Raw genomic sequence first — 24,941 nt, forward strand, 5'->3', positions numbered from 1 at the left:
GAGAAGTAATTGATAGTATTAAAAGATGAAAATTTTATTGGAAAAGGAAATGAACGAGCTTGTTATGTTCATCCTGAAGATTGTAATAAAGCAATAAAAATTACTTATGAAAATAATAATAGAAAAGAGAGTAAACAAACAAAATTAGAAGTAAAGTATTATAAAGAATTAGAAAAAAGAAAAATGATAAATTTTAAACATCTTCCAAAATATTTTGGTGAAGTAGAAACGGATAAAGGAAGAGGATTTGTAGTTGAGTTAGTAAGAGACTATAATGGAGAAGTTTCTAAAACATTTGAGTTTTATTTAAAACAGAACGGAGTTTTTAAATATCAAAAAGAGTTAGAGACTTACAAACAATATTTTTTAGATAACTATATAATATTTAATTATGGAATGATGCCTAAAAATATTCTTCTTAGAAAAAATAGTGAAACAGATTTCGATTTAGTATTAATTGATGGATTAGGTGATGTTACTTATTTTACTTTTTTAAATAAAATTAAATATTTAGCAAGAAGAAGAATAAATAGAAGATGGGATAAATTTGTTAAAAAATATTTAGAAAAGTATAAAACTTCTAGTTTATAAAATTAAAAATATTATTTTAATTATTAGGGCATATAGTTTATGAACTTGTATGACTAGATAGATTAAATATAAATTTTGATAAGATATGTTTTTTAATGAAAAGGAAGAAATTGAGTATAAAGTATCAACTAAATAAGAATTATGAAAATATTAAAGATTTTTTACTAAATATTAAAGATTATTTTAAAAATAATTCAAACACTATACATAAAGCTAGAAATGAATTAAAAGTTATTGAATATAAAGGTGTAGAAACAGTTGTAAAAGCTTTTAAGGTACCAAACATTGTAAATCAAGTTGTTTATGCCTATTTTAGAGATTCTAAAGCAAAGAAATCTTATCAAAATGCTATAAAACTTAAAGAGCTAAATATAAATACACCTAATCCTATAGGGTACATTGAATTTTATAGAAATTTTTTATTTAAAGAAAGTTTTTTTATTAGTGAAAAAGTAGATTATCTATTTACTATTAGAGAACCACTAAGAAATGTTGATTTAAAAGATAGAGAAGAGATTATTAAAAAATTTGTAGCATTTACTTATAATCTTCATAAAAATTGTGTTTATCATAAAGATTATTCAGCTGGTAATATTCTTGTATTTAAAAATGAAAAAAATGAGTATGATTTTAGTTTGGTGGATATTAATAGAATGGAGTTTAAACCAATAAATTTAGAATTGGGTTTAGATAATTTTGCAAAATTATGGTTAGACTCTGATAATTTACAAATAATTGCAAAAGAGTATTCTTTGTTAGCTAATGTAGATGAGAATAATGCAATAAGCATATTGAAATCTTGTGATAAAAAATTAAAAGATTTTGTAGAAATGAAAAGAAAAATTAGAGGTAGAAAATAGTGAACTTATTGATCACAAGGCATGATAAAATAGGTGATTTTGTAGTAACTTTACCATTATTTAAAGCAATAAAAGAACAATATCCAAAAACTAAATTAACAGCACTTGTAAGTAAAGTAAATTTTGAATTTGCAAAAGAGATAGGGTTTATAGATGAGGTTATTTTATTTGATAAAAATGATTTATCTAAGACACAAAAAGAGATAAAAAGTAAGAAGTTTGATGCAAGTATTAGTGCTTACATTGATATTGCTCTTGGAAAATTACTTTTTAAAAGTAAAATAAAAAAAAGAGTAGCTCCAGCAACTAAAATAGCTCAACTTTTTTTTAATAAAAGAGTAAAACAAAAAAGAAGCAGGGTAGAAAAAACAGAATGGCAATATAATCTTGATTTAGGAAAAAAACTTTTTCCAGATATAAAGCTAGATTTTACAAGACCTCTTTTAAATGTTAATGTTGAAAAAGAGAAAAAAGTGATTTTTCATGCTGGATTTGGTGGAAGTAGCGATGGTAATTTAAGTTTAGATGATTATATAAATCTGGCTAGAAGTATTAAAGATAGTGATTATGAAATAATATTTAGTTTCGGACCTGATGATGAAAAATCAAAAGAGTATATAAAAGATAAATTAGATTTTGAAGCTACTATTTTTGATTCAAAAATTTCTTTATGGAAGTTTACAGAATTTATTGCAAGTAGTAATTTATTTGTTAGTACTTCAACAGGACCTATGCATTTAGCTGGTGCAACAAATACAAAAACTTTATCTTTTTTTGGAGATACACTGTTTGCAAGTAGTAAAAGATGGGCAACTATAAGTGATGAAAAATGTCAAAATAATTTTATGATAAATAAAGATTATTCAAAAGAACAATATTTACAAATAGAGAAAAGATTAAAAGAGATTTTGGATGTCCAATAGTCATTTTATTTGGGATAATTACTCTGACCAGCCTCATGTAATTAGAGATAAAGCTTATAAAAAAGCTATGAGAAAAAAGGAGTTAAAAGATAATTTAAAACTTCTTTTAACATCTCTCTTTATTTTACCAATTTCAATTATTTTTATGAAATTTTTTCAAGGAAAAGCTAAACCTTCAAAAAAAGATTTTATTGGAATTGGTGTAAATCTTGATAAAGATGATGGTAAAAATGTTCAGCAAGAATTAGTTGATGAGTTAGGTGTTAAAAATCTAATTATTCGAGTTCCTTTAAATGATATTAAAAATCTTGACTTATATGTTAAATTTGCTCAAAGTTTTAATAAAAATGAGAAAAAAAATATTTTAATTAATGTAATTCAAGATAGATTAAATATTGAAAACAAAGAACTATTTAAAAAAAATATTGATTTAATTTTTCAAAAGTTTGAAGGTATATCAAATGAATTTCAAATAGGAACTACAATAAATAGATTAAAATGGGGTTTCTTTAGTACAGTAGAATTTATAAATTTTTATATGGTAGCTCAAAATTTAAAAGAAGAGAAATACCCAAATATAAAACTTTTAGGACCTAGCGTTATAGACTTTGAATATTATTATAATGCAAGAGCTATGTTTAATCTAAAAAAACTAAAATATGATATAACTTCGGCACTTCTTTATGTTGATAGAAGGGGTGGCCCACAAAATACTCAATATGGAATATTTGATTTAAAAAATAAAATAGATATGCTTTTCTCTTTAGTAAAGCTAAGTCCTAAAGTAAAAAGCGAAGATATTTATATAACTGAAGTTAATTGGCCAATTTCAAATACAGCTCCATACGCACCTACAAGTGAAAAAGAGTGTGTTAATTGTGATGACTATACAAAATATATGTTGGAATATTTTAAAATTGCATATGAATCAAAAAAAATAAAAAGAGTCTATTGGCATCAATTAATTTCTCCTGGATATGGATTGGTTGATAATAGAGATGGAAAAATTTTAAAATATCCTCAATTTTATGCTTTTAAGGAAATGATTAAGAATGATTAAGAAAATATTTATTGAAATCCCTTCATGGCTTGGAGATGCAATAATGGCAACTCCAGCTATACAAAATATAATAAAAACATATCCAGAAGCAAAAATTACTCTTTTAGGCTCTTTTGTTTCAACGCAAGCTTTTCAAGGTTATCCAAATATTGAAAAAATTATAGTGGATAATACTAAAAAAAGTGGTAATAGATATAAAAATTTAATTTCTTTGGCAAAATCGATTGGAAAAGTTGATTTGGCAATATCATTTAGAAGAAGTTTCTCTTCAAAATTTATGATGTTCTTTATAAAAGCAAAAAATAAATTTAACTATAAAAGACTTACAAAAGAAGAGATACATTTATGTATAAGATACAATGATTTCATAAATAAAGTTTTAAAACTTAAAAATGAAGTAGGGGATCTGAAATTATATTTTAAACCATTTTTGTATTCAAAACCAACTTTAGGAATAAATCCTGGAGCTACATATGGAAGTGCAAAAAGATGGTATCCAGAAGAGTTTGCAAAGGTTGCAATAACTTTAGCCTCAAAGTATGACATTGTAATTTTTGGAGGACCTTCAGAAACTGATATAGCAAAAGATATAGAAAATGAATTAATAAAAAACAATATTTTAAACTATAAAAATTTGGCTGGTCTTACAACTATTCCTGAACTTATAGAAAAAATTGCAGGTTTAAGTTTATTTATTACAAATGATAGTGGTCCTATGCATGTTGCAGCTGCTTATAAAGTAAAAACTGTAGCAATTTTTGGACCAACAAAGTTTACAGAGACAAATCAATGGAAAAATGATAAAAATGGTTTGATTGTAACAAAAAATTTAGATTGTGCACCTTGTATGAAAAGAGAGTGTCCGCTTAAGCATCACAATTGTATGAAGTTAGTTACAGCTAATGATGTGATGAGTTCAATTTCAAAACTAGAAGAATAGATCTTCTAGTCTACTTAAAAGTTTTATTTTTATACATATCATCTAAAACATAAATCAAAGCCAAAGCTTCTTTTTCTAAGATAGGATTTTCTTCTATTTCTATTAGTTTTTTCTCTTTGTATAAATAAGTTTTTATTGGCATATTTGGTACTAAAATGGCTACTTTATCTTCTTTCCTATAAGCATAAATTTCATCAAATAACATTAGGTTTATATCTTTCTTATTGTCTTTAAATATTGAATTTCCAAGAATAGGATAAGATAAATCAATACCTATTAAATCTAATGCAGTAGCTAAAACATCAGGTTGAGAAGTTAATCTACTAAATATTTGAGGTGGAATGTTATCACTTATTATTACAGCTGGAATTTGAAACATATCAATTGGAACTATTTGATCTCCATATACTCTTACATTATGGTCAGAAATAACTACAAAAACAGTATTTTTAAAATAAGCCTCTTTTTTAGCAAGTTCAAAGAATTTTCCTATTGCAAAATCAGCATATTTTATAGCATTTTCAACACTAGCTTTAGGAAAATTTTTTTCAAACTCAATTTTTCCTTCAGGAAGTTCAAATGGCATATGATTTGAAGAACTAAACATTACACTTACAAAATTTTCTTTATTTGCATAGTGAGATCTAAATTTCTCATTTGCTTTTATAACTAAATCTTCATCACTAACTCCCCAAGTACTAGTAAAAATTGGGTTTTCATAATCTTTTTGTTCTATTACTTCATCAAAACCATTTCCTAAGTACCAACTTTTCATATTGTCAAATCTAGCTTCTCCACCATATATGAAACTTGATTTATAGCCATAAGGTTTTAGTAAACTAGCTATTGTAAAATAGTCTTGTTGTGATTTATTTCTTTTAATTACTTCAACACCATGAATAGGTAATGTTCCACTAGTAAGTGCAGCTAATCCTCTTACACTTCTTGTACCATTTGAATATAGATTAGTAAAAGATATATAATCTTTAGCCAATTTATCTAAATTTGGAGTAAGAGTATTATTTCCTATAAAACCTGTGAATTGTGCACCCATACTTTCTTGTATAAATATTACAAGATTTTTTTGTTTTTTTGAATCTAGTTTGGATTTAACTTCTCTATAAAAAGGTCTTTTTTCATCTTTGTATTCAACTCCAATAGCTGATGAAACAAGTTTATATGCTTCTTTAATATCAATTTTTCCATATTTTGCAATATTGTTTTCAGTTTTTTTATTTGAATAATAAGCATAGCCAAGAGAGTGTAAAGAGTTTTTTGTTATTTCGTTTATAACTCGATTTGTACTATAAAGAGCATCAGATATATTTACTGGTCTATGCCCAAGTGATGAACGAATTCCTATAAATAAAACTAGTAAAATTGGTAAAAGCATTAAAATTCTTGATAGATAACTTTGTTGAAAAACATTTTCAAAATTTATAAATTTAGATTTTATATATAAAGTTACTACTAAAGAGATTATTAGAAATGCTCCAATAAATTGGAATTTATAATCTTTAAAAAGTAAAGAGCTTACTTCTTGGGGATATTCCAAATACTCTATAAACAAATAGTTTGGTCTTAAATCATACTGCGCAAAAAAAGGAAAAGAGGCACACTCTATGAAAACAGCCAAAATTAAAAAAGATAAAATATAAATATTTAATAATTTTGAAATAAATTTAGAAAATATCTTAGGTGATAAGCATAAAGCTAATGTAGGGATGGCTAACATAATTGATATAATAATAGTATCCATTCTTAAACCATAAATGAATGTTAACATCGATTCAGAAAATGATATATCGTTAAATCTTTCCATATGTAATAAGTAGAAAAATAATCTACCAACAAAAAAAACTGCAACAAAAACAAAATAAACTTTTATAAGTTCTTTAATAAGTTTCATAAAACCTCTTATTTAAAATGATAAGTATCAAATAAGATTATATTATTTGATACTTTGAAGAAATGAATTTTAATTTAGTTACTTAATTCATTATCAATAATTTGACAAATAGTATGAGCAAAAAGAATATGCATCTCTTGAATTCTTGGTGTATCATTTGAAGGAACAACTAAGTTTATATCACAAAGTTCATTCATAGCTCCACCATCTCTTCCTGTTAATCCCAAAGTTTTACATCCAATTTCTTTCGCAACTTTTAAAGCATTTATTACATTCTTAGAGTTTCCAGAAGTAGAAATTCCTATTAATAAATCACCTTTATTTGCTAATGCTTCAACTTGTCTATCAAAAACTCTATCATATCCATAATCATTTCCAATAGCTGTTAATGCACTTGTATCTGTTGTAAGAGCAATTCCAGGAAGACCTCTTCTTTCAGTTTTATATCTTCCAGTTAATTCTGCTGCAATATGCTGTGCATCGGCAGCACTTCCACCATTTCCACAAAGTAAAATTTTATTTCCAGCTCTTAAAGTTTCAACTGCAAGTTTTGAAGCTTCTAAAAGAGGTTCTTGCATAGTTTCTATTACAGTTGCTATTGTTTCTTGATGAGCTAAAAATTCTTTAATTATTGCATTTTTCATTTTCTTGAATCCTTTTTATTGTATTTGTTGTACTTTTACCATCTACAAATTGAACAAGTTTTAATTCATCTGCTATATCTTGCCCAACAACTTCTTTTCCTTCATAATCTCCACCTTTTACTAAAACATGAGGTTTGATTAGTTTTATTAATTCATATGGAGTTTCTTCTTCAAAAATAACTACATAATCAACACTTTCAAGTGAAGCTAAAATATATGCTCTATCATCTTGCGTATTTATTGGTCTTGAAGGCCCTTTCAACTTTCTTACACTACTATCTGCATTTAGTCCTAAAATTAAAACATCTCCATAACTTTTTGCAACTTCTAAATATTTAACATGCCCAACATGTAGTATGTCAAAACAACCATTTGTAAATACTATTTTTTTACCTTGAATATGAAGTTTTGAAGCTAAAGCTTTAATTTCTTCAAAAGTTTTTATGTGTGAAGTAGAGTTTGACTTATGTAAACTGTATTCATATTCATAAATTTCATCAAGTGTTGCAGTTGCACTTCCAATTTTTCCTACAACAACTCCTGCTGCTAAGTTTGCAAAATATATAGCATCTTTTATATCTAAATCATTTCCTAAAGCAAATGCAATTGAAGCAATTACTGTATCTCCAGCACCAGTTACATCATAAACTTCTCTTGCAACTGTTGGTTTAATAATTAGTTCATCATCAAAAATTGCAATACCTTGTTCACTCAAAGTTATTAGAGAAACTTCTAAGTTACATTGCATTTTTAAACTTTTTAAAGCTTCAATTAAAGAACTTTCATCTTTTATATCAATATTTGTAGCTTCCATAGCCTCTTTTTTGTTTGGAGTTAGAGTATATGAACCTTTATATTTACTATAATCTTTTCCTTTTGGGTCAACTAAAACTTTTACATTGTTTTTATTTGCAATTTTTATAATATCTTTTGTTAAATTTGTAGTTAAAACACCTTTTCCGTAATCAGATAAAATTATTGAACTATATTTATTTATATTTTTTTCTAAAGTTTGAATAATTTGTTTATAGCTATTTTCATTTATGTCATCGATACTTTCCATGTCATATCTTAGAACTTGTTGTTGAGATGCTATAAGACGGCTTTTTTTAGAAGTTTTTCTGTCGTTTTCAACTATTAAATTTGAAGTTGAAACATTTATATTTTTTAATAAACTTTTTAATTCATTTGCAACATTGTCATTTCCAATTACACTTATTACATCAACATTACTTCCAAGTGCAACTAAATTATTTATTACATTCCCAGCTCCACCTAAAACAGAGCTTTCTTTTTTTACATTTACAACTTGGACAGGAGCTTCAGGTGAGATTCTATCGCAACTTCCCCATAAATAGTGATCTATCATAAGATCGCCAATAACAAGAATATTTGTTTCTTTATTTAATTTCATTTTACCTCTTCAGTAAATAATCTTTTAATTTCTGGGATATAAGCTTTTATCCCATCTTCTAAACTAAATTGAGGTTCATAATCTAAGAATTTTTTAGTTGTTAAAATATTTGCTTCAGTGAAAAATTGGTAAGAGCCAATATAAGGATTTGGTATATAATCTTTACCATTGTTTATTTCAAGCTCTTTTTGCAATATACTTACAATATCTTCAAAACTTCTAGCACATCCTGTTCCTACATTATATACACCTGATTTTTTAGGTTTGCAAGCTTTGATATTTGCTTGAATGATATCTTCAATATATATGAAATCTCTTAATATCTTATCACTTCCTTCAAAAAGTTTTGGAGTAAGTCCTTTTAAAATTTGATGACCAAATTGAACTACCATTGATGCTGTTTTATTTTTAAAATATTCTTTTGGACCATAAACATTAAAATATTTTAATCCAACTATAGAAATTGGTAAATCTTTTTTTAAATATTCGTAAGTAATATTATCCATCATAACTTTTGAAAAACCATAAACATTATTTGGTTTTTCAAAACCAACTTCAAACCTATCACTATCTCCATATGTTGCAGCACTTGAAGCGTAAATCATATTTGCTCTATGTTTAATCGCAATTTTTAATAAATCTTCATAAGCATTAACATTTGTTTTAATCATAATGTCTTGTTCTATTGCAGTTGTATCAGAAATTGCTGCTTGATGAAAAATATAGTCAAATCTATAATTATTTTCTAAAGATTTTAACAATTTCTTATCATTTATATCTCCGCTAATAACAACTCCATTAAATCCTATTAAGTTTTTGAAATGACCAAAACTTTTTAAGTTTCCATTTGAAAAAGTTTCACCACTTCTAAAACAATCTAAAACCACCACTTTTGATTCAGGGTAATTTTTTTGAAAATAAAAAGCCAAATTTGAACCTATAAATCCAGCACCACCAGTTATTAAAATCGTTTTTTTATTAAAATTTATATTGCTATATTTCATATTTTCCTACTTTTATTAAATATTTTAAACTATCTTTTAAGTTTTTTGCCGTAAAAAACTCATCACTTTCCTGTTCTTCATTACTTATTAAAATTTTATTCTTTATTTTACCATTTTTTGCACATTCTATGTCACTTGGTTTATCACCAATAAGCCAAGAATTTTCTAAATCTATTGAAAAATCGTTTAAAGATTGTAAAATCATTCCTTCTTTTGGCTTTCTGCAAAAGCAATTTTCATCTGGACTATGAGGACAAAAATAAACTTTTAAAATATCAATACCTTGTTTCTTAAACTCATTTAGCATGTAGCTTGTTAAAGTATTGAATTCTTCTTTTGTGTAATATCCTCTTCCGATACCAGATTGATTTGTAACAATAACTATTTCATAACCCAGATTTAAAAATGTTTTACAAGCTTCAAAAACACCATTCACAAATCTAAAATTATCGCTTTTATAAACATAACCAAAATCTTCATTTATAACTCCATCTCTATCAAGATAGATTATCTTCTTTTGCATTCTAAAAATCCTTTATTTGTTCAGTTATATATTAACATAAAGCTCTTTTAACTATAATAATGTTCTTGAAAAAATGAAATAAAGAGATTATATGAAGCAAAAAACGATATATTTTAAAACAGAAAATAGTTTAATAAATAGTATAAAAAAAAGTGAAGATATAAAAATTTTAAAGAAACCAACCGGTTTATTTAAGCTTTTTTCTAAAAAAAATTATGCTGACATATATTTTCATACTGGAAATTTAGATGAAGATTCTATAGAAGAAATTAAAAATTCAAAAATTACTATAGCAAATTCTTTTTCATTTATGAATTTAATTTTAAAAAAAACAAATATTGACCATAAAAAAGTTAAAGTTATTTATCCTAGTGTAAATATGGTTTATAAGGAACCTAAATTACTAAAAAAAGATTTTCTCGAAAGATTTTCTCTTCCTATAAATACGAAATTGATATTTTTTACAGCAAATAATTTTAAAAATAGTGGAATAAAAGAGTTTCTAGATATTGTTTCAAATTTGAGTTTTATGGATTTTAGTGTAATCATTGCTGGAAGTAAACAGCAATTAGCAGCTTTAGATTTTACTTTGACTAAATATCAAAAGTTAGAAAATAAAATTATAAAAATAGATGTAGCAAAACATAATGTTGATGAATTATATTTAATAAGTGATATATTTTTACTTCCTACACATAATAAAAACATTGCTTCATCTGTTATTAAAGCGATGTTTTGTGAATGTGTTGTTTTCACAACAATGAATAATGATGCAAAAGAGATAATAGATGTATATGCAACAATGGAACAACCTAGTGATCCTAGCACTCCGTTTAAAATAGATGCTATATTATTTGATGAAAAAGAGATGAATAGTATAAAAAAACAAAATAGAGAAATAGCAATTGAAATGAGCTTAGATAAAAATATTGAAAAATTTAATGATATTTTGTTAAATATTTAAATATAACTTAAGATATTTTAGATACAATACCCGAATATTTTTCACTATAAAAAAGGAAGACAAATGTCAAGAAAATGTGCAATTTCTGGAAAAGGACCAATGGTTGGAAACAACGTAAGTCACGCTAAAAACAGAACAAGAAGAAGATTTTTACCAAATATTAGAACGGTAAGAGTTACACTAGAAGATGGAACAACAACTAAATTAAGAATTTCTGCAAAAGAGTTAAGAACTCTTAAAAAACACTCATAATTAAGCACATAAAGTGCTTATATGAGCTTCTTTACGGGCTTTAAAAAAACTTTCGGCTGGGAGATTAGAACAGCCAAACCTCAATATGATTTAGACCCATTAATTTATTCAAAATTAAAACCTTTACGATTACCTTTAATTCTTTTACAACTACTAATGATGATTGGAACATTAGGATATGTATATCTTGAAAATTATACAATTATGCAAGGAATTTTCCAGGCTGCTTATACTTTAACCAATACAGGTTTTGGAGCATTAAACGAATCAAATTTTAAAAATGAAACAATTATTTTTACTGTATTTTTGATGATCGCTGGCTTCTCAGGTCTAATTTTTGCAGTGGGTATTGTAATTGACGTATTTACTAATGGTAATTTAAGAGAACTTTTAAGGGAGAGAAGAATGCTTTTCAAAATAGCAAGGTTAAGAAAGCACTTTGTTTTGTTTTATCACAACGAATATACAGCACAAGTTGCTAGACAATTTAGAGAAAATCATATACCATTTGTTGTTGTTGATCCTAGTGATAATATTGATGAAATTGCAAAAGAGAATGGTTATCCATATTTTGTAAAAGAAGAACCATATAAAGAGGTTGCATTTTTAAAATCACACTTAAGTTCTGCAAAAGGTGCAATATCATTATCAAAAAATATTTCAGATAATATTACTTTAATAGCATCTGTAAGGCTTTACGAAAAAGAACTTGAAAGAGCACCTTTTTTGATAATATCTAATGCTGAAACTTTAAATGAGAAAATAAGATTAAAAAAATTAGGTGCGGATAAAGTTGTTGCTACTCCTTCTTTGATGGCAAAAAGAGTAAGCGCTATGGCTATTAGACCTGATATGGAAAATATTTTAGATGAATTCTTATATAAAAAAGATAGTCCAATTGCCATGGAAGACATTTTTATAAAAGATGGTGCATGGATTATTGGTAAAAGTTTAAGAGATTTGGATTTAAGAGAAACTTTAAAAATTTCAGTTATTGGGGTTACTGAGGAGAATGGTTTTTTTACTCAGTTGCCAAAAGGGGATAAAGTAATAAATAAAAACTCAAAACTTTTAATAGTTGGTTCAGAAAAAGGGCTAATTAGAGCAAAAAGAGTTCTAAATTTAATTAATCAACCAAAGGAGATATAAATAATGTTTACAATTTTACCAATAAAAGGTTTTATAGATCAAATAGATGGATTTTATTGTGATGGAATTCATGCTGGTCTTAAACCAAATGGGAATAATGACTTAGGATTTATTTATACTAAAGAAGCATGTACAGTTGCAGCAATTTTTACTGAAAATAAATTTCAAGCAGCTCCTTTAAGACATTTTTTAGCATATGAAGAAGGATTTAAAACAAATTTTGTTTTGATAAACTCAAAAAATGCAAATGCATTAACTGGTAGAAAAGGTATAGAGTCGATAAATACATTATTTTCACAACTTGATTTTGATTTAATAAATCCAGTTATGAGTAGTACAGGAGTTATTGGGAATCCTTTACCAATTGAAAAATTAGTTGTAGGAGCTAAAAGATTTGATTTAACAGCTAAAAATGGAGAAAATTTATCTCGTGCTATTATGACAACAGATGCATATCCTAAAACTTGCATGTACGAAGTAAAACTTGAAGATGGTAGTTCCTTTAAAATTGGGGCTGTTGCAAAAGGTGCTGGGATGATAAATCCTAATTTAGCAACTATGTTATGCTTTATTTGTACAGATGCTGCTGCGCCTTATTCAGATATAAAAGAAGCTTTAAATACAAATAAAGAGACTACTTTTAATGCTATTTCAGTTGATGGGGATACATCAACAAATGATACAGTTATGGTTTTAGCAAATGGGAAATCAAATGCTTATAATAAAGAAGCTTTTATTGAAGCTTTAAGACTTGTAATGTTTGATATGGCTATGTTAATGGTTGCAGATGGTGAAGGTGCGAAAAAAGTTGCCGCTTTTGAAGTAAAAAATGCTTTAACAAAAGAAGATGCTATAAAAGCTGCAAAAGCTTTATCAAACTCTCTTTTAGTAAAAACAGCTCTTTTTGGTGAAGATCCAAATTTTGGAAGAATAGCATCTACAATTGGAGCATCTCAAATAGCTTGTGATGACGAAAAATTAGTAATTTCTTATAATGATGTTGTAGTTTTTAATAAAGGTGAAATTTGTTTTGATGCAAATATTGAAGCAAAAGCAGCAGATGTTTTGAAAAAAGATAAATATAAAATTATTTGTGATATCGGTCTAGGAGAAGAAAGTTTTACGGCTTATGGATGTGATTTAGGGTATAAGTATGTAGAAATAAACGCGGATTATAGAAGTTAATTTTAAGAACTTTTTATATATAATCTTGAAAATTTAAATTTTAACCAAGGATAGATAATGCTTCACGAACATAGAGATGCAATCGCTGAATTAAGACAAAAAGATGCTCATTTTGCTAGAGTTTTTGATAGACACAATGACTTAGATCACGAAATCACTAACTTAGAAAATGCTCATGCTGATCAATTTACGATTGAAACTAAGAAAAAAGAGAAATTAAAATTAAAAGATGAAATTTACTCTATGATAGTAAAATATAAAGCTGAAAAATAATCTCAAAAGCTTTCAAATTAAAGGGCTAGAAGTATAACTTCTAGCCCTTTTTTTGTTAATATACAATTTAAAATTATAATAACAACTATTACTAAGCCAACTTTGGATAAAATCTCTCTAATTTTATTTAACAAAGGCCTTTTTTTATGGAAAACCTTTTCGAAAATCAAGACATTATAAATGTAAATATTGAAGATAGTGTAAAAGCTTCATATTTAGATTACTCAATGAGTGTTATTATTGGTAGAGCATTACCAGATGCTAAAGATGGACTAAAACCAGTACACCGAAGAATCTTATATGCGATGCATGATTTAAACGTTACTAGTAAGGCTGCTTATAAGAAGTCAGCAAGGATAGTTGGAGATGTTATTGGAAAGTACCATCCACATGGTGATAGTTCTGTTTATGATGCTTTAGTTAGAATGGCTCAAAGTTTTTCAATGAGAGCACCTCTTGTAGATGGTCAAGGTAACTTTGGATCAGTTGATGGTGATAATGCTGCTGCTATGAGATATACAGAAGCAAGAATGACTAGAATTGCTGAAGAAGTTTTAAGGGATTTAGATAAAGATACTGTAAACTTTGTTCCAAACTATGATGATACAATGAAAGAACCAGCCGTTCTTCCTACAAGAGTTCCTACGCTTTTATTAAATGGTAGTGAAGGAATTGCAGTTGGTATGGCAACAAAAATTCCTCCGCACAATCTAGGGGAACTTTTAGATGCAATTTTGCATTTAATTGATAATCCTAGTGCTGAAGCCCTTGATTTGATGGAATTTATTCAAGGTCCAGATTTCCCAACTGGTGGGACAATCTTTGGTAGAAGAGGTATTATTGATGCTTATACAACTGGAAGAGGGCGTGTAAGAATCAGAGCAAAACATCACATAGAAACTAAAGCAAAAAAAGAAATAATTGTAATTGATGAACTTCCTTATCAAGTAAATAAAGCTAGATTAATTGAGCTTATTGCAAACTTAGCAAAAGATAAACAAATAGAAGGAATTTCTGAAGTTAGAGATGAATCAGATAGAGAAGGTATTAGAGTTGTAATTGAGCTTAAAAAAGAAGCTATGGCAGAAATAGTTCTAAATAATCTTTATAAATCAACTCCTATGGAAACAACATTTGGAATTATATTACTTGCTGTTTATAATAAAGAACCAAAAGTATTTAATCTTCCAGAAATTTTAAATATTTTTTTATCTCACAGAAAAACTGTAATTATTAGAAGAACAATTTTTGATTTAGAGAAAGCAAAAGCAAGAGCACATATTTTAGAGGGTCTAAAAATTGCTGTTGACAATATTGATGAAGTTGTAAAAATAATAAGATCTAGTTCAAATGATGCCGATGCAAAAGAGAGATTAGAAGTAAGATTTAATTTAAGTCATATTCAATCACAAGCTATTTTAGATATGAGACTTGGAAGATTAACAGGTCTTCAAAGAGATAAGCTTGATGCTGAATATAATGAATTAATGATTTTAATAGCTGAACTAGAAGCAATTTTAAGAAGTGAAGAAAAATTAAATGAAATTATAAAAGAAGAATTAACTGAAATAAAAGAGAAGTTTTCAAATCCAAGACGTACAGAGATTGAAGATTCTTATGATGAGATAGATGTTGAAGATTTAATACCAAATGAGCCTATGGTTGTTACAATTACTCATAATGGTTATGTAAAAAGAGTACCTATAAAAGCTTATGAAAAACAAAAAAGAGGTGGAAAAGGTAAAGTTGCCGTAACAACTCATGATGATGACTTTATTGAAAGATTCTTTGTAAGTAATACTCATGATACCTTAATGTTTGTTACAAATATGGGGCAATTATATTGGTTAAAAGTTTATAAAATTCCAGAAGGAAGTAGAATTGCTAAAGGAAAAGCTGTTGTAAATTTAATCAATTTAAGACCTGATGAAAAAATTATGGAAATTATTCCAACACCTGACTTTGATGAATCTAAATCTTTAGTATTCTTTACAAGAAATGGTATTATAAAAAGAACATCATTAAATGAGTTCTCAAATATTAGAAGTAATGGTGTAAGAGCAATTGTTCTTGATGATGCAGATGAAATTGTTACTGCAAAAATTGCTGATATACAAACTCAATATATAATGATATTTACAAGTCTTGGTCAATGTATTAGATTTGAACTTGATAAAACAAGAGACCAAGGAAGAAGTACAAGAGGTGTTAGAGGTATTAAATTTAAAATTGATACAGATTTTGTTGTAGATGCAGATGTTATTAATAGTGAAGAACAAGAGATTTTAACAGTTTCTGAAAAAGGGATTGGAAAAAGAACAACTGTTGAAGAATATAGATTAACAAATAGAGCAGGTTCTGGGGTAATTGCTATGAAATTATCTCCAAAAACTGGAAATATTGTTGGTGAAGTTCTGGTTGATGATACTCAAGATTTAATGCTTTTAACTTCGATTGGAAAAATGATTAGAGTTGATATGCAAACAATTAGAAAAGCTGGAAGAAATACTTCTGGAGTAATTATTGTAAATGTAGATAAAGATGATAAAGTTGTATCGATTGCAAAATGTCCAAAAGAAGATGAAGAGATAGAACTTGATGAAAATGGAAATGTGATTAGATATAACGAAGATGGTGAAATAATTGAACATGAAGAAAAAGATTCAAATCTTTTAAGTTTATTAGATAATAATGAAAATTTAGAAAATAATGAGGAAGAATAATTATGAGAAAATTTAATGTTGCTGTTGTTGGTGCTACAGGTGCTGTTGGAGAAGAAGTATTTAGAGTTATGGAAGAGTTAAATTTTCCAGTTAATAAAGTAGTACCACTGGCAAGTGCTAGAAGTGCTGGAAGTACAATAGAATTTAGAAATAAAGATGTTGTAGTTTTAGAATTAACACCTAAAGTTTTTGAAGAGCAAGAAGTAGAAATAGCATTCTTCTGTGCTGGAGGAAGTGTATCTGCTGAGTTTGCAAAATACGCAGTTGAAGCAGGGGCTGTTGTAATTGATAATACAAGTCACTTTAGAATGGATCCAAAAGTTCCACTAGTTGTTCCTGAAGTTAATCCTCAAGATATAAAACTTTGGAGAGAAACTGGAATTATTGCAAATCCAAATTGTTCTACAATTCAAATGGTTCAAAGTTTAAAACCACTAGATGAGTTATATGGAATAAAAAGAGTTGATGTATCAACATATCAAGCTGTTTCAGGTGCTGGAAAATCTGGTATGGAAGAGTTAGTTAAACAAATGCAAGATTTCTTTGCATTTAGATTAGATGAAACAGAAATAAAAGCGTTTGCACACCAAATAGCTTTAAATGTAATTCCTCAAATTGATGTTGCGATGGAGAATGGATTTACTAAAGAAGAAATGAAAATGGTAAATGAAACTCAAAAAATTATGCACAAAAATTTTGAAGTTGCAGCAACTTGTGTAAGAGTACCTGTATTAAGATCTCATAGTGAATCACTAACTGTTACATTTAATGATTGTGTTGACGTTGATGTCGATGAAGTTAGAAATGTTTTAGAAAACTTTGAGAACGTAAAAGTAATTGATGATTTACCAAATAAAAAGTACCCAATGCCAATAATTTCAACAGATACTGATTATACATATGTTGGAAGAATTAGAAAAGATGTTTATGCATCAAATGTAGTTCATTACTTCAATGTTGCTGATCAAGTAAGAGTTGGAGCTGCTACAAATGCAGTTAGAATTGGTTTAAAATGGATTGAGTTAGAAAGCGATATTTAAATGTTCGAAAAACTTTTTGAAAATGCCCTTTGGAAAAGCAGATTTATTGTAATTCTTGCAGTAATTTTTGGCTTTTTGGGATCTGTGATTTTATTTATTGTTGCAAGTGTTGATGTAATTAATGTAGCAAAATTTATTTTTACAACATTTATTGAAGGAACTCATCCAGAACATTTTCATGAAGATATAGTTGCAGGAATTATTGGGGCAGTTGATTTATATTTAATAGCAGTTGTTTTATTAATATTTTCTTTTGGAGTTTATGAGTTATTTATATCAAAAATTGATGCTGCTTGTACTCCAGAAGAGTGTAATTCAATCTTAAATATTAGTTCACTAGATCAATTAAAAGATAAAATAGCAAAAGTAATTATAATGGTGTTGGTGGTAAATTATTTTCAAAGAGTTTTACATACAAAGTATGAAACGCCATTAGAATTGTTGTATTTTGCGTTAGCTATTGTTGCATTAGCTGTTGGACTTTACTTTACAGGTAAAGTTGGAAAAAAATAAAAGGAATTAATTATGTCAAAAATTTTTGTGGATGCATGTTTTAGAAGACCAACTCCATATACGCCAGTTTGGATGATGAGACAAGCAGGAAGATATTTAAAAGAATATATGGAAGTAAGAGCGAAAGCTGGTAATTTTTTAAATCTTTGTCATAATCCTGAGCTTGCTGCAGAAGTTACAATACAGCCATTAGATATTGTTGGAGTTGATGCAGCTATTTTATTTAGTGATATTTTGGTTATTCCAAATGAAATGGGAATGGATTTAGATTTTGTAAAAGGCGAGGGTCCTAAATTTAGTAAACCTATTGAATCTGAAGCTGATTTAGATTCATTAATTGGTGGAGAAGAAGCTGCTTCGAAATTAACTTATGTTTATGAAACTATAAAAATATTAAAACAACGTCTTCCTGAAGATAAAGCTCTAATTGGATTTACAGGCGCACCTTGGACATTAGCTACATATATGATTGAAGGTGAAGGTACAAAAACTTATAACTTATCTAAAAAAATTATGTATGCAAATCCTGAATTTTTACATAAAATTTTAAGAAAATTAACAGATGTTATAAAATTATATTTAGAAAAACAAATTTTAGCTGGTGCTGATGTTGTACAAATTTTCGATTCTTGGGCAGCAGCAATTGAACCTGCACGTTATGATGAATTTTCATGGAAATATATGGTTGAAATTGCAGAGTATATCAAAAATAAATATCCTCATATACCGGTAATTATGTTTCCCAAAGGAATTCCTTCTTTTATTGAAAGAGGACTTGTTTATGGAAACTTTGATGTATTTGGGGTAGACTGGGGTACTCCTATGTCACTAGCAAAAGAGAAGTTGGGAAGTAAATATGTTCTTCAAGGTAATATGGAACCATGTAGACTTTATTCTAAAGAAGCAACAACAGCCTGTGTTGAAGCAATACAAAATCTTATGCAAGGTGAAGGTCATATATTTAACTTAGGGCATGGAATTTTACCTGATGTTCCTGTTGAAAACGCTATTCATTTTGTAAATGAATGTAAAAGAATTAGTAAAAAGTAGAAGGCAAAAAGCTTTTACTTTTGACTAAATTTTATAATTTTATAAATTTACTAAAAAAACTCTTGACATTAAATTGAATTTTTACTATAATTCCATCCCATTAAAGACGGAAACTATATTCCGGCATAGCTCAGCGGTAGAGTAGATGACTGTTAATCATTTGGTCCCTGGTTCGATCCCAGGTGCCGGAGCCACACGTCTTTAATAAATTACAATAATATTCCGGCATAGCTCAGCGGTAGAGTAGATGACTGTTAATCATTTGGTCCCTGGTTCGATCCCAGGTGCCGGAGCCACTTTAAAATAAATCAACAAAACTTCTGAATCATTTTAAATTTTAATAGCATTAGATTGGTATGTTAATCGAATTGGTATAAAAGCCCTAATCTAAAGTAATTTTTTCCTTCAAAAATAGCGATAAAACAAACTTCCAAAATTTAAGCGATATTTAAGCGTATAGCTCTTGACAACTAAGAAAAATCCTATTATAATTCCCGTCCAATTTGACCAAGAGTGGTTAAGTTAAGATCTTTAAAAAATCAAGTAAGTTTGTAAAGATAATAATCTTTGTAAACCGAATATGTTAATCTTAAATATTCAATACAAAAAAATAATGAACAAGAAGTCAAATTCTTGTCTATAAATTTGAGTGATAATTTTGTAATTTAGTAATAAAAAACAAAAATGTCAGTTTCATGCACTACATAATGATTAATTAGATTAATCAATAATTTATGGAGAGTTTGATCCTGGCTCAGAGTGAACGCTGGCGGCGTGCTTAACACATGCAAGTCGAACGAGAACGGGTTATAGCTTGCTATAATTGTCAGCTAAGTGGCGCACGGGTGAGTAATGTATAGGTAATATGCCTCTTACTAAGGGATAACAAATGGAAACGTTTGCTAATACCTTATACTCCTTACTAACTAAAGTTAGTAAGGGAAAGATTTATTGGTAAGAGATTAGCCTGTATTGTATCAGTTAGTTGGTGGGGTAATGGCCTACCAAGACAATGACGCATAACTGGTTTGAGAGGATGATCAGTCACACTGGAACTGAGACACGGTCCAGACTCCTACGGGAGGCAGCAGTGGGGAATATTGCACAATGGACGAAAGTCTGATGCAGCAACGCCGCGTGGAGGATGACACATTTCGGTGCGTAAACTCCTTTTATATAAGAAGATAATGACGGTATTATATGAATAAGCACCGGCTAACTCCGTGCCAGCAGCCGCGGTAATACGGGGGGTGCAAGCGTTACTCGGAATCACTGGGCGTAAAGAGCATGTAGGCGGATTAATAAGTTTGAAGTGAAATCCTATAGCTTAACTATAGAACTGCTTTGAAAACTGTTAGTCTAGAATGTGGGAGAGGTAGATGGAATTTCTGGTGTAGGGGTAAAATCCGTAGAGATCAGAAGGAATACCGATTGCGAAGGCGATCTACTGGAACATTATTGACGCTGAGATGCGAAAGCGTGGGGAGCAAACAGGATTAGATACCCTGGTAGTCCACGCCCTAAACGATGTACACTAGTTGTTGTGAGACTTGATCTTGCAGTAATGCAGTTAACACATTAAGTGTACCGCCTGGGGAGTACGGTCGCAAGATTAAAACTCAAAGGAATAGACGGGGACCCGCACAAGCGGTGGAGCATGTGGTTTAATTCGACGATACACGAAGAACCTTACCTGGACTTGACATAGTAAGAACTTTCTAGAGATAGATTGGTGTCTGCTTGCAGAAACTTATATACAGGTGCTGCACGGCTGTCGTCAGCTCGTGTCGTGAGATGTTGGGTTAAGTCCCGCAACGAGCGCAACCCTCGTCCTTAGTTGCTAACAGTTCGGCTGAGAACTCTAAGGAGACTGCCTACGCAAGTAGGAGGAAGGTGAGGACGACGTCAAGTCATCATGGCCCTTACGTCCAGGGCTACACACGTGCTACAATGGGATATACAATGAGCCGCAATACGGTGACGTGGAGCAAATCTTATAAAATATCTCCCAGTTCGGATTGTAGTCTGCAACTCGACTACATGAAGTTGGAATCGCTAGTAATCGTAGATCAGCTATGCTACGGTGAATACGTTCCCGGGTCTTGTACTCACCGCCCGTCACACCATGGGAGTTGAACTCATTCGAAGCGGGGATGCTAAAGTAGCTACCTTCCACAGTGGATTCAGCGACTGGGGTGAAGTCGTAACAAGGTAACCGTAGGAGAACCTGCGGTTGGATCACCTCCTTTCAGAGAAATAAGTTAAGATTTGTTTCTTAACTATTCAGAAGAACAAAGAAGATTTAAGATAATATGTTCGGTTTATAAAGATTATTTGAAAAAATAGGTGAAGGGGCCTATAGCTCAGCTGGCTAGAGCGCTCGACTGATAATCGTGAGGTCTCAGGTTCAAGTCCTGATAGGCCCACCATAAATAATCTGGGGAATTAGCTCAGCTGGGAGAGCGCCTGCTTTGCACGCAGGAGGTCAGCGGTTCGATCCCGCTATTCTCCACCATCTATTAAACTTAAGAGTGTAAGAGCTTTTAAAGTTTTAATATAAGTTTTATAATATGATTATAAGATTTATATTAGAACTTAATAAAATAGGTTTCTAAATGATATTTAAAAATATAATGTTAAAGTCTTTAAAATTTTTTCGTAAATTTGAATAGCGATATTTAAATTTAAATAAAAAAATTTCATATCTAAAAAATTTAATAGAGATATTAAATATAACTATAGATAACACAACTATATTATTGAACAATATGTTTAATAAGATAGTAGCCAAAGAATATTATCAAATTTAGAAGTTTTAGTTAAACTAGAATTTTTAGGCAAGAAAAAAGGAACCTGAATAAAATCGTAAGATTTTTTTAGGCTCCGTTTATAAGCTATTAAGGGCTAATGGTGGATGCCTTGACTGTAAGAGGCGATGAAAGACGTATTAGGCTGCGATAAGCCTCGGGGAGCTGCCAAAGAGCTTTGATCCGGGGATTTCTGAATGGGGCAACCCAATATAATGAGAATTATATTACCCTACGGGGAGCGAACCTGGTGAAGTGAAACATCTCAGTAGCCAGAGGAAGAGAAATCAATTGAGATTCCGTCAGTAGCGGCGAGCGAACGCGGATTAGGACAAACCCAATGCTTGCATTGGGGGTTGTAGGACTATAATGTGTAGTTAAAGAGAATAGATGAATTAGTTGGAAAGCTAGAGCATAGAAGGTGATACTCCTGTAATTAAAATTCTCAATAACGCTAATAGTATCCTGAGTAGGTCGGAACACGTGATATTTTGACTGAAGCTGGGGGGACCACCCTCCAATCCTAAATACTACTTACAGATCGATAGTGAACAAGTACCGTGAGGGAAAGGTGAAAAGTACTGCAGCGAGCAGAGTGAAATAGAACCTGAAACCATTAGCTTACAATCATTCAGAGCCCTATGATTTATCAGGGTGATGGACTGCCTTTTGCATAATGAGCCTGCGAGTTGTGGTGTCTGGCAAGGTTAAGCCAAGTGCGAAGCCGTAGCGAAAGCGAGTCTTAATAGGGCGACATAGTCAGATGCTGCAGACCCGAAACGAAGTGATCTATCCATGAGCAGGTTGAAGCTGGTGTAAGAGCCAGTGGAGGACCGAACCCGCTGACGTTGAAAAGTCTTGGGATGACTTGTGGATAGGGGTGAAAGGCCAATCAAACTTCGTGATAGCTGGTTCTCTCCGAAATATATTTAGGTATAGCCTTGTGTTGTAGCATATAGGGGTAGAGCACTGAATGGGCTAGGGCTGCTTACCGCGGTACCAAACCCTATCAAACTATGAATACTATATGTGGAATCACAGGAGTCAGGCGGTGGGTGATAAAATCCGTCGTCAAGAGGGGAACAACCCAGACTAACAGCTAAGGTCCCTAAGTTACATCTAAGTGGAAAACGATGTGGAGTTACTGTGACAACCAGGAGGTTGGCTTAGAAGCAGCCATCCTTTAAAGAAAGCGTAACAGCTCACTGGTCTAGTGATTCTGCGCGGAAAATATAACGGGGCTAAGATGTACACCGAAGCTTTAGATTCAATTTTTAATTGAGTGGTAGGAGAGCGTTCTATTCAGCGTTGAAGGTATACCGGTAAGGAGTGCTGGAGCGGATAGAAGTGAGCATGCAGGCATGAGTAGCGTTAAAACAGGTGAGAATCCTGTTCGCCGAAAACCCAAGGTTTCCTACGCGATGCTCGTCATCGTAGGGTTAGTCGGGTCCTAAGTCGAGTCCGAAAGGGGTAGACGATGGCAAATTGGTTAATATTCCAATACCAACATATAAGCGCGATGTGGGGACGCATAGAGTTAATCGAGGTCACGGATGGAAGTGTGGCTCGAAGGATGTAGGTTGTTAAGTAGGCAAATCCGCTTAACGTTAGACCGAGATCTTACAGGCTCTTGACACTCTTCGGAGGAGATGGAGAATCGATGATACTGTCGTGCCAAGAAAAGCCACTAAGTATATTATATGTTGCCCGTACCGTAAACCGACACAGGTGGGTGGGATGAGTATTCTAAGGCGCGTGGAAGAACCCTCTTTAAGGAACTCTGCAAACTAGCACCGTATCTTCGGTATAAGGTGTGCCTACTTTGGTATATGGACTTGCTCCAAAAAGCTAAAGAGGTTGCAACAAAGAGTCCCTCCCGACTGTTTACCAAAAACACAGCACTTTGCTAACACGTAAGTGGATGTATAAGGTGTGACGCCTGCCCGGTGCTCGAAGGTTAATTGATGATGTCAGCGCAAGCGAAGCATTTGATCGAAGCCCGAGTAAACGGCGGCCGTAACTATAACGGTCCTAAGGTAGCGAAATTCCTTGTCAGTTAAATACTGACCTGCATGAATGGCGTAACGAGATGGGAGCTGTCTCAAAGAGGGATCCAGTGAAATTGTAGTGGAGGTGAAAATTCCTCCTACCCGCGGAAAGACGGAAAGACCCCGTGCACCTTTACTACAGCTTGACACTGTAGCTTGGATATTCATGTGCAGGATAGGTGGGAGGCTATGATGACTAGACGCCAGTAGAGTCGGAGCCATCCTTGAGATACCACCCTTGAATATTTGAGTTACTAACTGCGATGAGTTAACCTCATTCAGGACAATGTCTGGTGGGTAGTTTGACTGGGGCGGTCGCCTCCTAAATAGTAACGGAGGCTTACAAAGGTTAGTTCAGATGGGTTGGAAATCCATCGTTGAGTATAATGGCATAAACTAGCTTGACTGTGAGACCAACAAGTCGAACAGAGACGAAAGTCGGTCATAGTGATCCGGTGGTTCTGCGTGGAAGGGCCATCGCTCAAAGGATAAAAGGTACGCCGGGGATAACAGGCTGATCTCCCCCAAGAGCTCACATCGACGGGGAGGTTTGGCACCTCGATGTCGGCTCATCGCATCCTGGGGCTGTAGTCGGTCCCAAGGGTATGGCTGTTCGCCATTTAAAGCGGTACGCGAGCTGGGTTCAGAACGTCGTGAGACAGTTCGGTCCCTATCTTCCGTGGGCGTAGGAAAGTTGAAGAGATTTGTCCCTAGTACGAGAGGACCGGGATGAACCAACCACTGGTGTACCAATTGTTCTGCCAAGAGCATCGTTGGGTAGCCACGTTGGGATGTGATAAGAGCTGAAAGCATCTAAGCTCGAAGCCAACTCTAAGATGAACTTTCCCTGAAGTTCCCAGCAAGACTAGCTGGTTGATAGGCTGGATGTGTAATGGGTGTAAGCCCTTTAGCTGACCAGTACTAATAGAACGTTTGGCTTATTTTAAACAATTTTCTTTGGTTTACTATCTTATTAAGCATATTTATTATGTTTAATTAGTGTTTATTAATATAGATACAAATATGAAATACAAGGCTGTTACCTTGAAAAAACTTTAGTTTTTTTAAG

Annotated in this window: 19 protein-coding genes, 4 tRNA genes and 2 rRNA genes; 20 read left to right on the top strand and 5 right to left on the bottom strand. The window is 30.9% G+C overall.

What is annotated here, in order from left to right; translation table 11 throughout:
* Window positions 1–9 precede the first annotated feature (9 nt).
* From ACBT_RS03680 to ACBT_RS03700, 5 genes are all read left to right on the top strand, one after another.
* Window positions 10–591: a YrbL family protein gene (locus ACBT_RS03680; protein WP_024775435.1), complete on the top strand. Its 582-nt coding sequence runs from the start codon at window positions 10–12 to the stop codon at window positions 589–591.
* Window positions 592–701: 110 nt separating this feature from the next.
* Complete coding sequence (locus ACBT_RS03685) at window positions 702–1,451, top strand: lipopolysaccharide kinase InaA family protein (protein ID WP_024775434.1); 750 nt, start codon at window positions 702–704, stop codon at window positions 1,449–1,451.
* Window positions 1,451–2,374 carry a glycosyltransferase family 9 protein gene (locus ACBT_RS03690; RefSeq protein ID WP_024775433.1) on the top strand — a complete coding sequence of 308 codons (924 nt, stop codon included), beginning with the start codon at window positions 1,451–1,453 and terminating at the stop codon, window positions 2,372–2,374. Before ACBT_RS03685 ends, ACBT_RS03690 begins: the two co-directional genes overlap by 1 nt.
* Window positions 2,364–3,434, top strand: a complete 1,071-nt coding sequence (locus ACBT_RS03695) for a hypothetical protein (RefSeq protein WP_024775432.1) — start codon at window positions 2,364–2,366, stop codon at window positions 3,432–3,434. Before ACBT_RS03690 ends, ACBT_RS03695 begins: the two co-directional genes overlap by 11 nt.
* Window positions 3,427–4,374, top strand: coding sequence for a glycosyltransferase family 9 protein (locus tag ACBT_RS03700; RefSeq protein ID WP_024775431.1), 948 nt, complete (start codon window positions 3,427–3,429; stop codon window positions 4,372–4,374). Before ACBT_RS03695 ends, ACBT_RS03700 begins: the two co-directional genes overlap by 8 nt.
* Window positions 4,375–4,384: 10 nt before the next feature.
* On the opposite strand, the gene ACBT_RS03705 is transcribed toward ACBT_RS03700, so the two are convergent.
* The 5 genes from ACBT_RS03705 to gmhB all read right to left on the bottom strand — a co-directional run bounded on the left by ACBT_RS03705 (window position 4,385) and on the right by gmhB (window position 9,877).
* Window positions 4,385–6,283, bottom strand: a complete 1,899-nt coding sequence (locus tag ACBT_RS03705) for an LTA synthase family protein (protein ID WP_024775430.1) — start codon at window positions 6,281–6,283, stop codon at window positions 4,385–4,387.
* Between the two features lie 74 nt (window positions 6,284–6,357).
* The gene (gmhA, locus tag ACBT_RS03710; protein WP_024775429.1) at window positions 6,358–6,927 is read right to left on the bottom strand and encodes a D-sedoheptulose 7-phosphate isomerase; all 570 of its coding nucleotides are present in this window, start codon (window positions 6,925–6,927) and stop codon (window positions 6,358–6,360) included.
* Window positions 6,908–8,341 (bottom strand): D-glycero-beta-D-manno-heptose-7-phosphate kinase, encoded by a 1,434-nt coding sequence (gene rfaE1, locus ACBT_RS03715; RefSeq protein WP_024775428.1) that lies wholly within the window; start codon window positions 8,339–8,341, stop codon window positions 6,908–6,910. Before rfaE1 ends, gmhA begins: the two co-directional genes overlap by 20 nt.
* Entirely contained in the window at window positions 8,338–9,345 is a 1,008-nt protein-coding gene (gene rfaD, locus ACBT_RS03720) for an ADP-glyceromanno-heptose 6-epimerase (RefSeq protein ID WP_024775427.1), read from the bottom strand. Before rfaD ends, rfaE1 begins: the two co-directional genes overlap by 4 nt.
* Window positions 9,335–9,877, bottom strand: coding sequence for a D-glycero-beta-D-manno-heptose 1,7-bisphosphate 7-phosphatase (gmhB, locus tag ACBT_RS03725; RefSeq protein WP_201768307.1), 543 nt, complete (start codon window positions 9,875–9,877; stop codon window positions 9,335–9,337). Before gmhB ends, rfaD begins: the two co-directional genes overlap by 11 nt.
* 82 nt (window positions 9,878–9,959) lie before the next feature.
* On the opposite strand from gmhB, the gene ACBT_RS03730 reads away from it, so the two are divergent.
* From ACBT_RS03730 to ACBT_RS03800, 15 genes are all read left to right on the top strand, one after another.
* Window positions 9,960–10,832, top strand: coding sequence for a glycosyltransferase (locus ACBT_RS03730; protein ID WP_024775425.1), 873 nt, complete (start codon window positions 9,960–9,962; stop codon window positions 10,830–10,832).
* 63 nt (window positions 10,833–10,895) lie between these two features.
* Window positions 10,896–11,084: a 50S ribosomal protein L28 gene (gene rpmB, locus ACBT_RS03735; RefSeq protein WP_004511166.1), complete on the top strand. Its 189-nt coding sequence runs from the start codon at window positions 10,896–10,898 to the stop codon at window positions 11,082–11,084.
* Window positions 11,085–11,105: 21 nt separating this feature from the next.
* Entirely contained in the window at window positions 11,106–12,233 is a 1,128-nt protein-coding gene (locus ACBT_RS03740; protein ID WP_024775424.1) for a potassium channel family protein, read from the top strand.
* Window positions 12,234–12,236: 3 nt separating this feature from the next.
* On the top strand, window positions 12,237–13,418 hold the full coding sequence (gene argJ, locus ACBT_RS03745; protein ID WP_024775423.1) for a bifunctional glutamate N-acetyltransferase/amino-acid acetyltransferase ArgJ: 1,182 nt from the start codon (window positions 12,237–12,239) through the stop codon (window positions 13,416–13,418).
* A gap of 57 nt (window positions 13,419–13,475) precedes the next feature.
* A complete protein-coding gene (locus ACBT_RS03750; protein ID WP_024775422.1) occupies window positions 13,476–13,691 on the top strand; it encodes a YdcH family protein in 216 nt (71 codons plus the stop codon).
* Between the two features lie 146 nt (window positions 13,692–13,837).
* Window positions 13,838–16,414 (top strand): DNA gyrase subunit A, encoded by a 2,577-nt coding sequence (gyrA, locus tag ACBT_RS03755; protein WP_024775421.1) that lies wholly within the window; start codon window positions 13,838–13,840, stop codon window positions 16,412–16,414.
* Between the two features lie 2 nt (window positions 16,415–16,416).
* Complete coding sequence (locus ACBT_RS03760; RefSeq protein ID WP_024775420.1) at window positions 16,417–17,454, top strand: aspartate-semialdehyde dehydrogenase; 1,038 nt, start codon at window positions 16,417–16,419, stop codon at window positions 17,452–17,454.
* On the top strand, window positions 17,455–17,967 hold the full coding sequence (locus ACBT_RS03765) for a YqhA family protein (RefSeq protein ID WP_024775419.1): 513 nt from the start codon (window positions 17,455–17,457) through the stop codon (window positions 17,965–17,967).
* A gap of 12 nt (window positions 17,968–17,979) precedes the next feature.
* A complete protein-coding gene (gene hemE / locus ACBT_RS03770) occupies window positions 17,980–19,017 on the top strand; it encodes a uroporphyrinogen decarboxylase (RefSeq protein ID WP_024775418.1) in 1,038 nt (345 codons plus the stop codon).
* Between the two features lie 119 nt (window positions 19,018–19,136).
* A tRNA-Asn gene (locus ACBT_RS03775) sits at window positions 19,137–19,211 on the top strand.
* A 27-nt stretch (window positions 19,212–19,238) separates the two neighbouring features.
* A tRNA-Asn gene (locus ACBT_RS03780) sits at window positions 19,239–19,313 on the top strand.
* Between the two features lie 435 nt (window positions 19,314–19,748).
* Window positions 19,749–21,266 (top strand): 16S ribosomal RNA (locus ACBT_RS03785).
* 103 nt (window positions 21,267–21,369) lie between these two features.
* Window positions 21,370–21,446, top strand: a tRNA-Ile gene (locus tag ACBT_RS03790).
* Window positions 21,447–21,456: 10 nt separating this feature from the next.
* Window positions 21,457–21,532 (top strand) — tRNA-Ala (locus ACBT_RS03795).
* Between the two features lie 372 nt (window positions 21,533–21,904).
* Window positions 21,905–24,818, top strand: a 23S ribosomal RNA gene (locus ACBT_RS03800).
* The 16S and 23S rRNA genes sit together here with 4 tRNA genes alongside, the layout of an rRNA operon.
* Window positions 24,819–24,941: the final 123 nt, after the last annotated feature.

Source organism: Aliarcobacter cibarius, from assembly GCF_013372265.1.
Lineage (GTDB): Bacteria > Campylobacterota > Campylobacteria > Campylobacterales > Arcobacteraceae > Aliarcobacter > Aliarcobacter cibarius.

What these genes read in the sequence shown, in the direction of transcription:
- ACBT_RS03695 (WP_024775432.1), top strand. Translation starts at nt 2,364, where the DNA reads ATGTCCAATAGTCATTTTATTTGGGATAATTACTCTGACCAGCCTCAT.
- ACBT_RS03700 (WP_024775431.1), top strand. Translation starts at nt 3,427, where the DNA reads ATGATTAAGAAAATATTTATTGAAATCCCTTCATGGCTTGGAGATGCA.
- ACBT_RS03705 (WP_024775430.1), bottom strand. Translation starts at nt 6,283, where the DNA reads ATGAAACTTATTAAAGAACTTATAAAAGTTTATTTTGTTTTTGTTGCA.
- gmhA (WP_024775429.1), bottom strand. Translation starts at nt 6,927, where the DNA reads ATGAAAAATGCAATAATTAAAGAATTTTTAGCTCATCAAGAAACAATA.
- rfaE1 (WP_024775428.1), bottom strand. Translation starts at nt 8,341, where the DNA reads ATGAAATTAAATAAAGAAACAAATATTCTTGTTATTGGCGATCTTATG.
- rfaD (WP_024775427.1), bottom strand. Translation starts at nt 9,345, where the DNA reads ATGAAATATAGCAATATAAATTTTAATAAAAAAACGATTTTAATAACT.
- ACBT_RS03730 (WP_024775425.1), top strand. Translation starts at nt 9,960, where the DNA reads ATGAAGCAAAAAACGATATATTTTAAAACAGAAAATAGTTTAATAAAT.
- rpmB (WP_004511166.1), top strand. Translation starts at nt 10,896, where the DNA reads ATGTCAAGAAAATGTGCAATTTCTGGAAAAGGACCAATGGTTGGAAAC.
- ACBT_RS03740 (WP_024775424.1), top strand. Translation starts at nt 11,106, where the DNA reads ATGAGCTTCTTTACGGGCTTTAAAAAAACTTTCGGCTGGGAGATTAGA.
- argJ (WP_024775423.1), top strand. Translation starts at nt 12,237, where the DNA reads ATGTTTACAATTTTACCAATAAAAGGTTTTATAGATCAAATAGATGGA.
- ACBT_RS03750 (WP_024775422.1), top strand. Translation starts at nt 13,476, where the DNA reads ATGCTTCACGAACATAGAGATGCAATCGCTGAATTAAGACAAAAAGAT.
- gyrA (WP_024775421.1), top strand. Translation starts at nt 13,838, where the DNA reads ATGGAAAACCTTTTCGAAAATCAAGACATTATAAATGTAAATATTGAA.
- ACBT_RS03760 (WP_024775420.1), top strand. Translation starts at nt 16,417, where the DNA reads ATGAGAAAATTTAATGTTGCTGTTGTTGGTGCTACAGGTGCTGTTGGA.
- ACBT_RS03765 (WP_024775419.1), top strand. Translation starts at nt 17,455, where the DNA reads ATGTTCGAAAAACTTTTTGAAAATGCCCTTTGGAAAAGCAGATTTATT.
- hemE (WP_024775418.1), top strand. Translation starts at nt 17,980, where the DNA reads ATGTCAAAAATTTTTGTGGATGCATGTTTTAGAAGACCAACTCCATAT.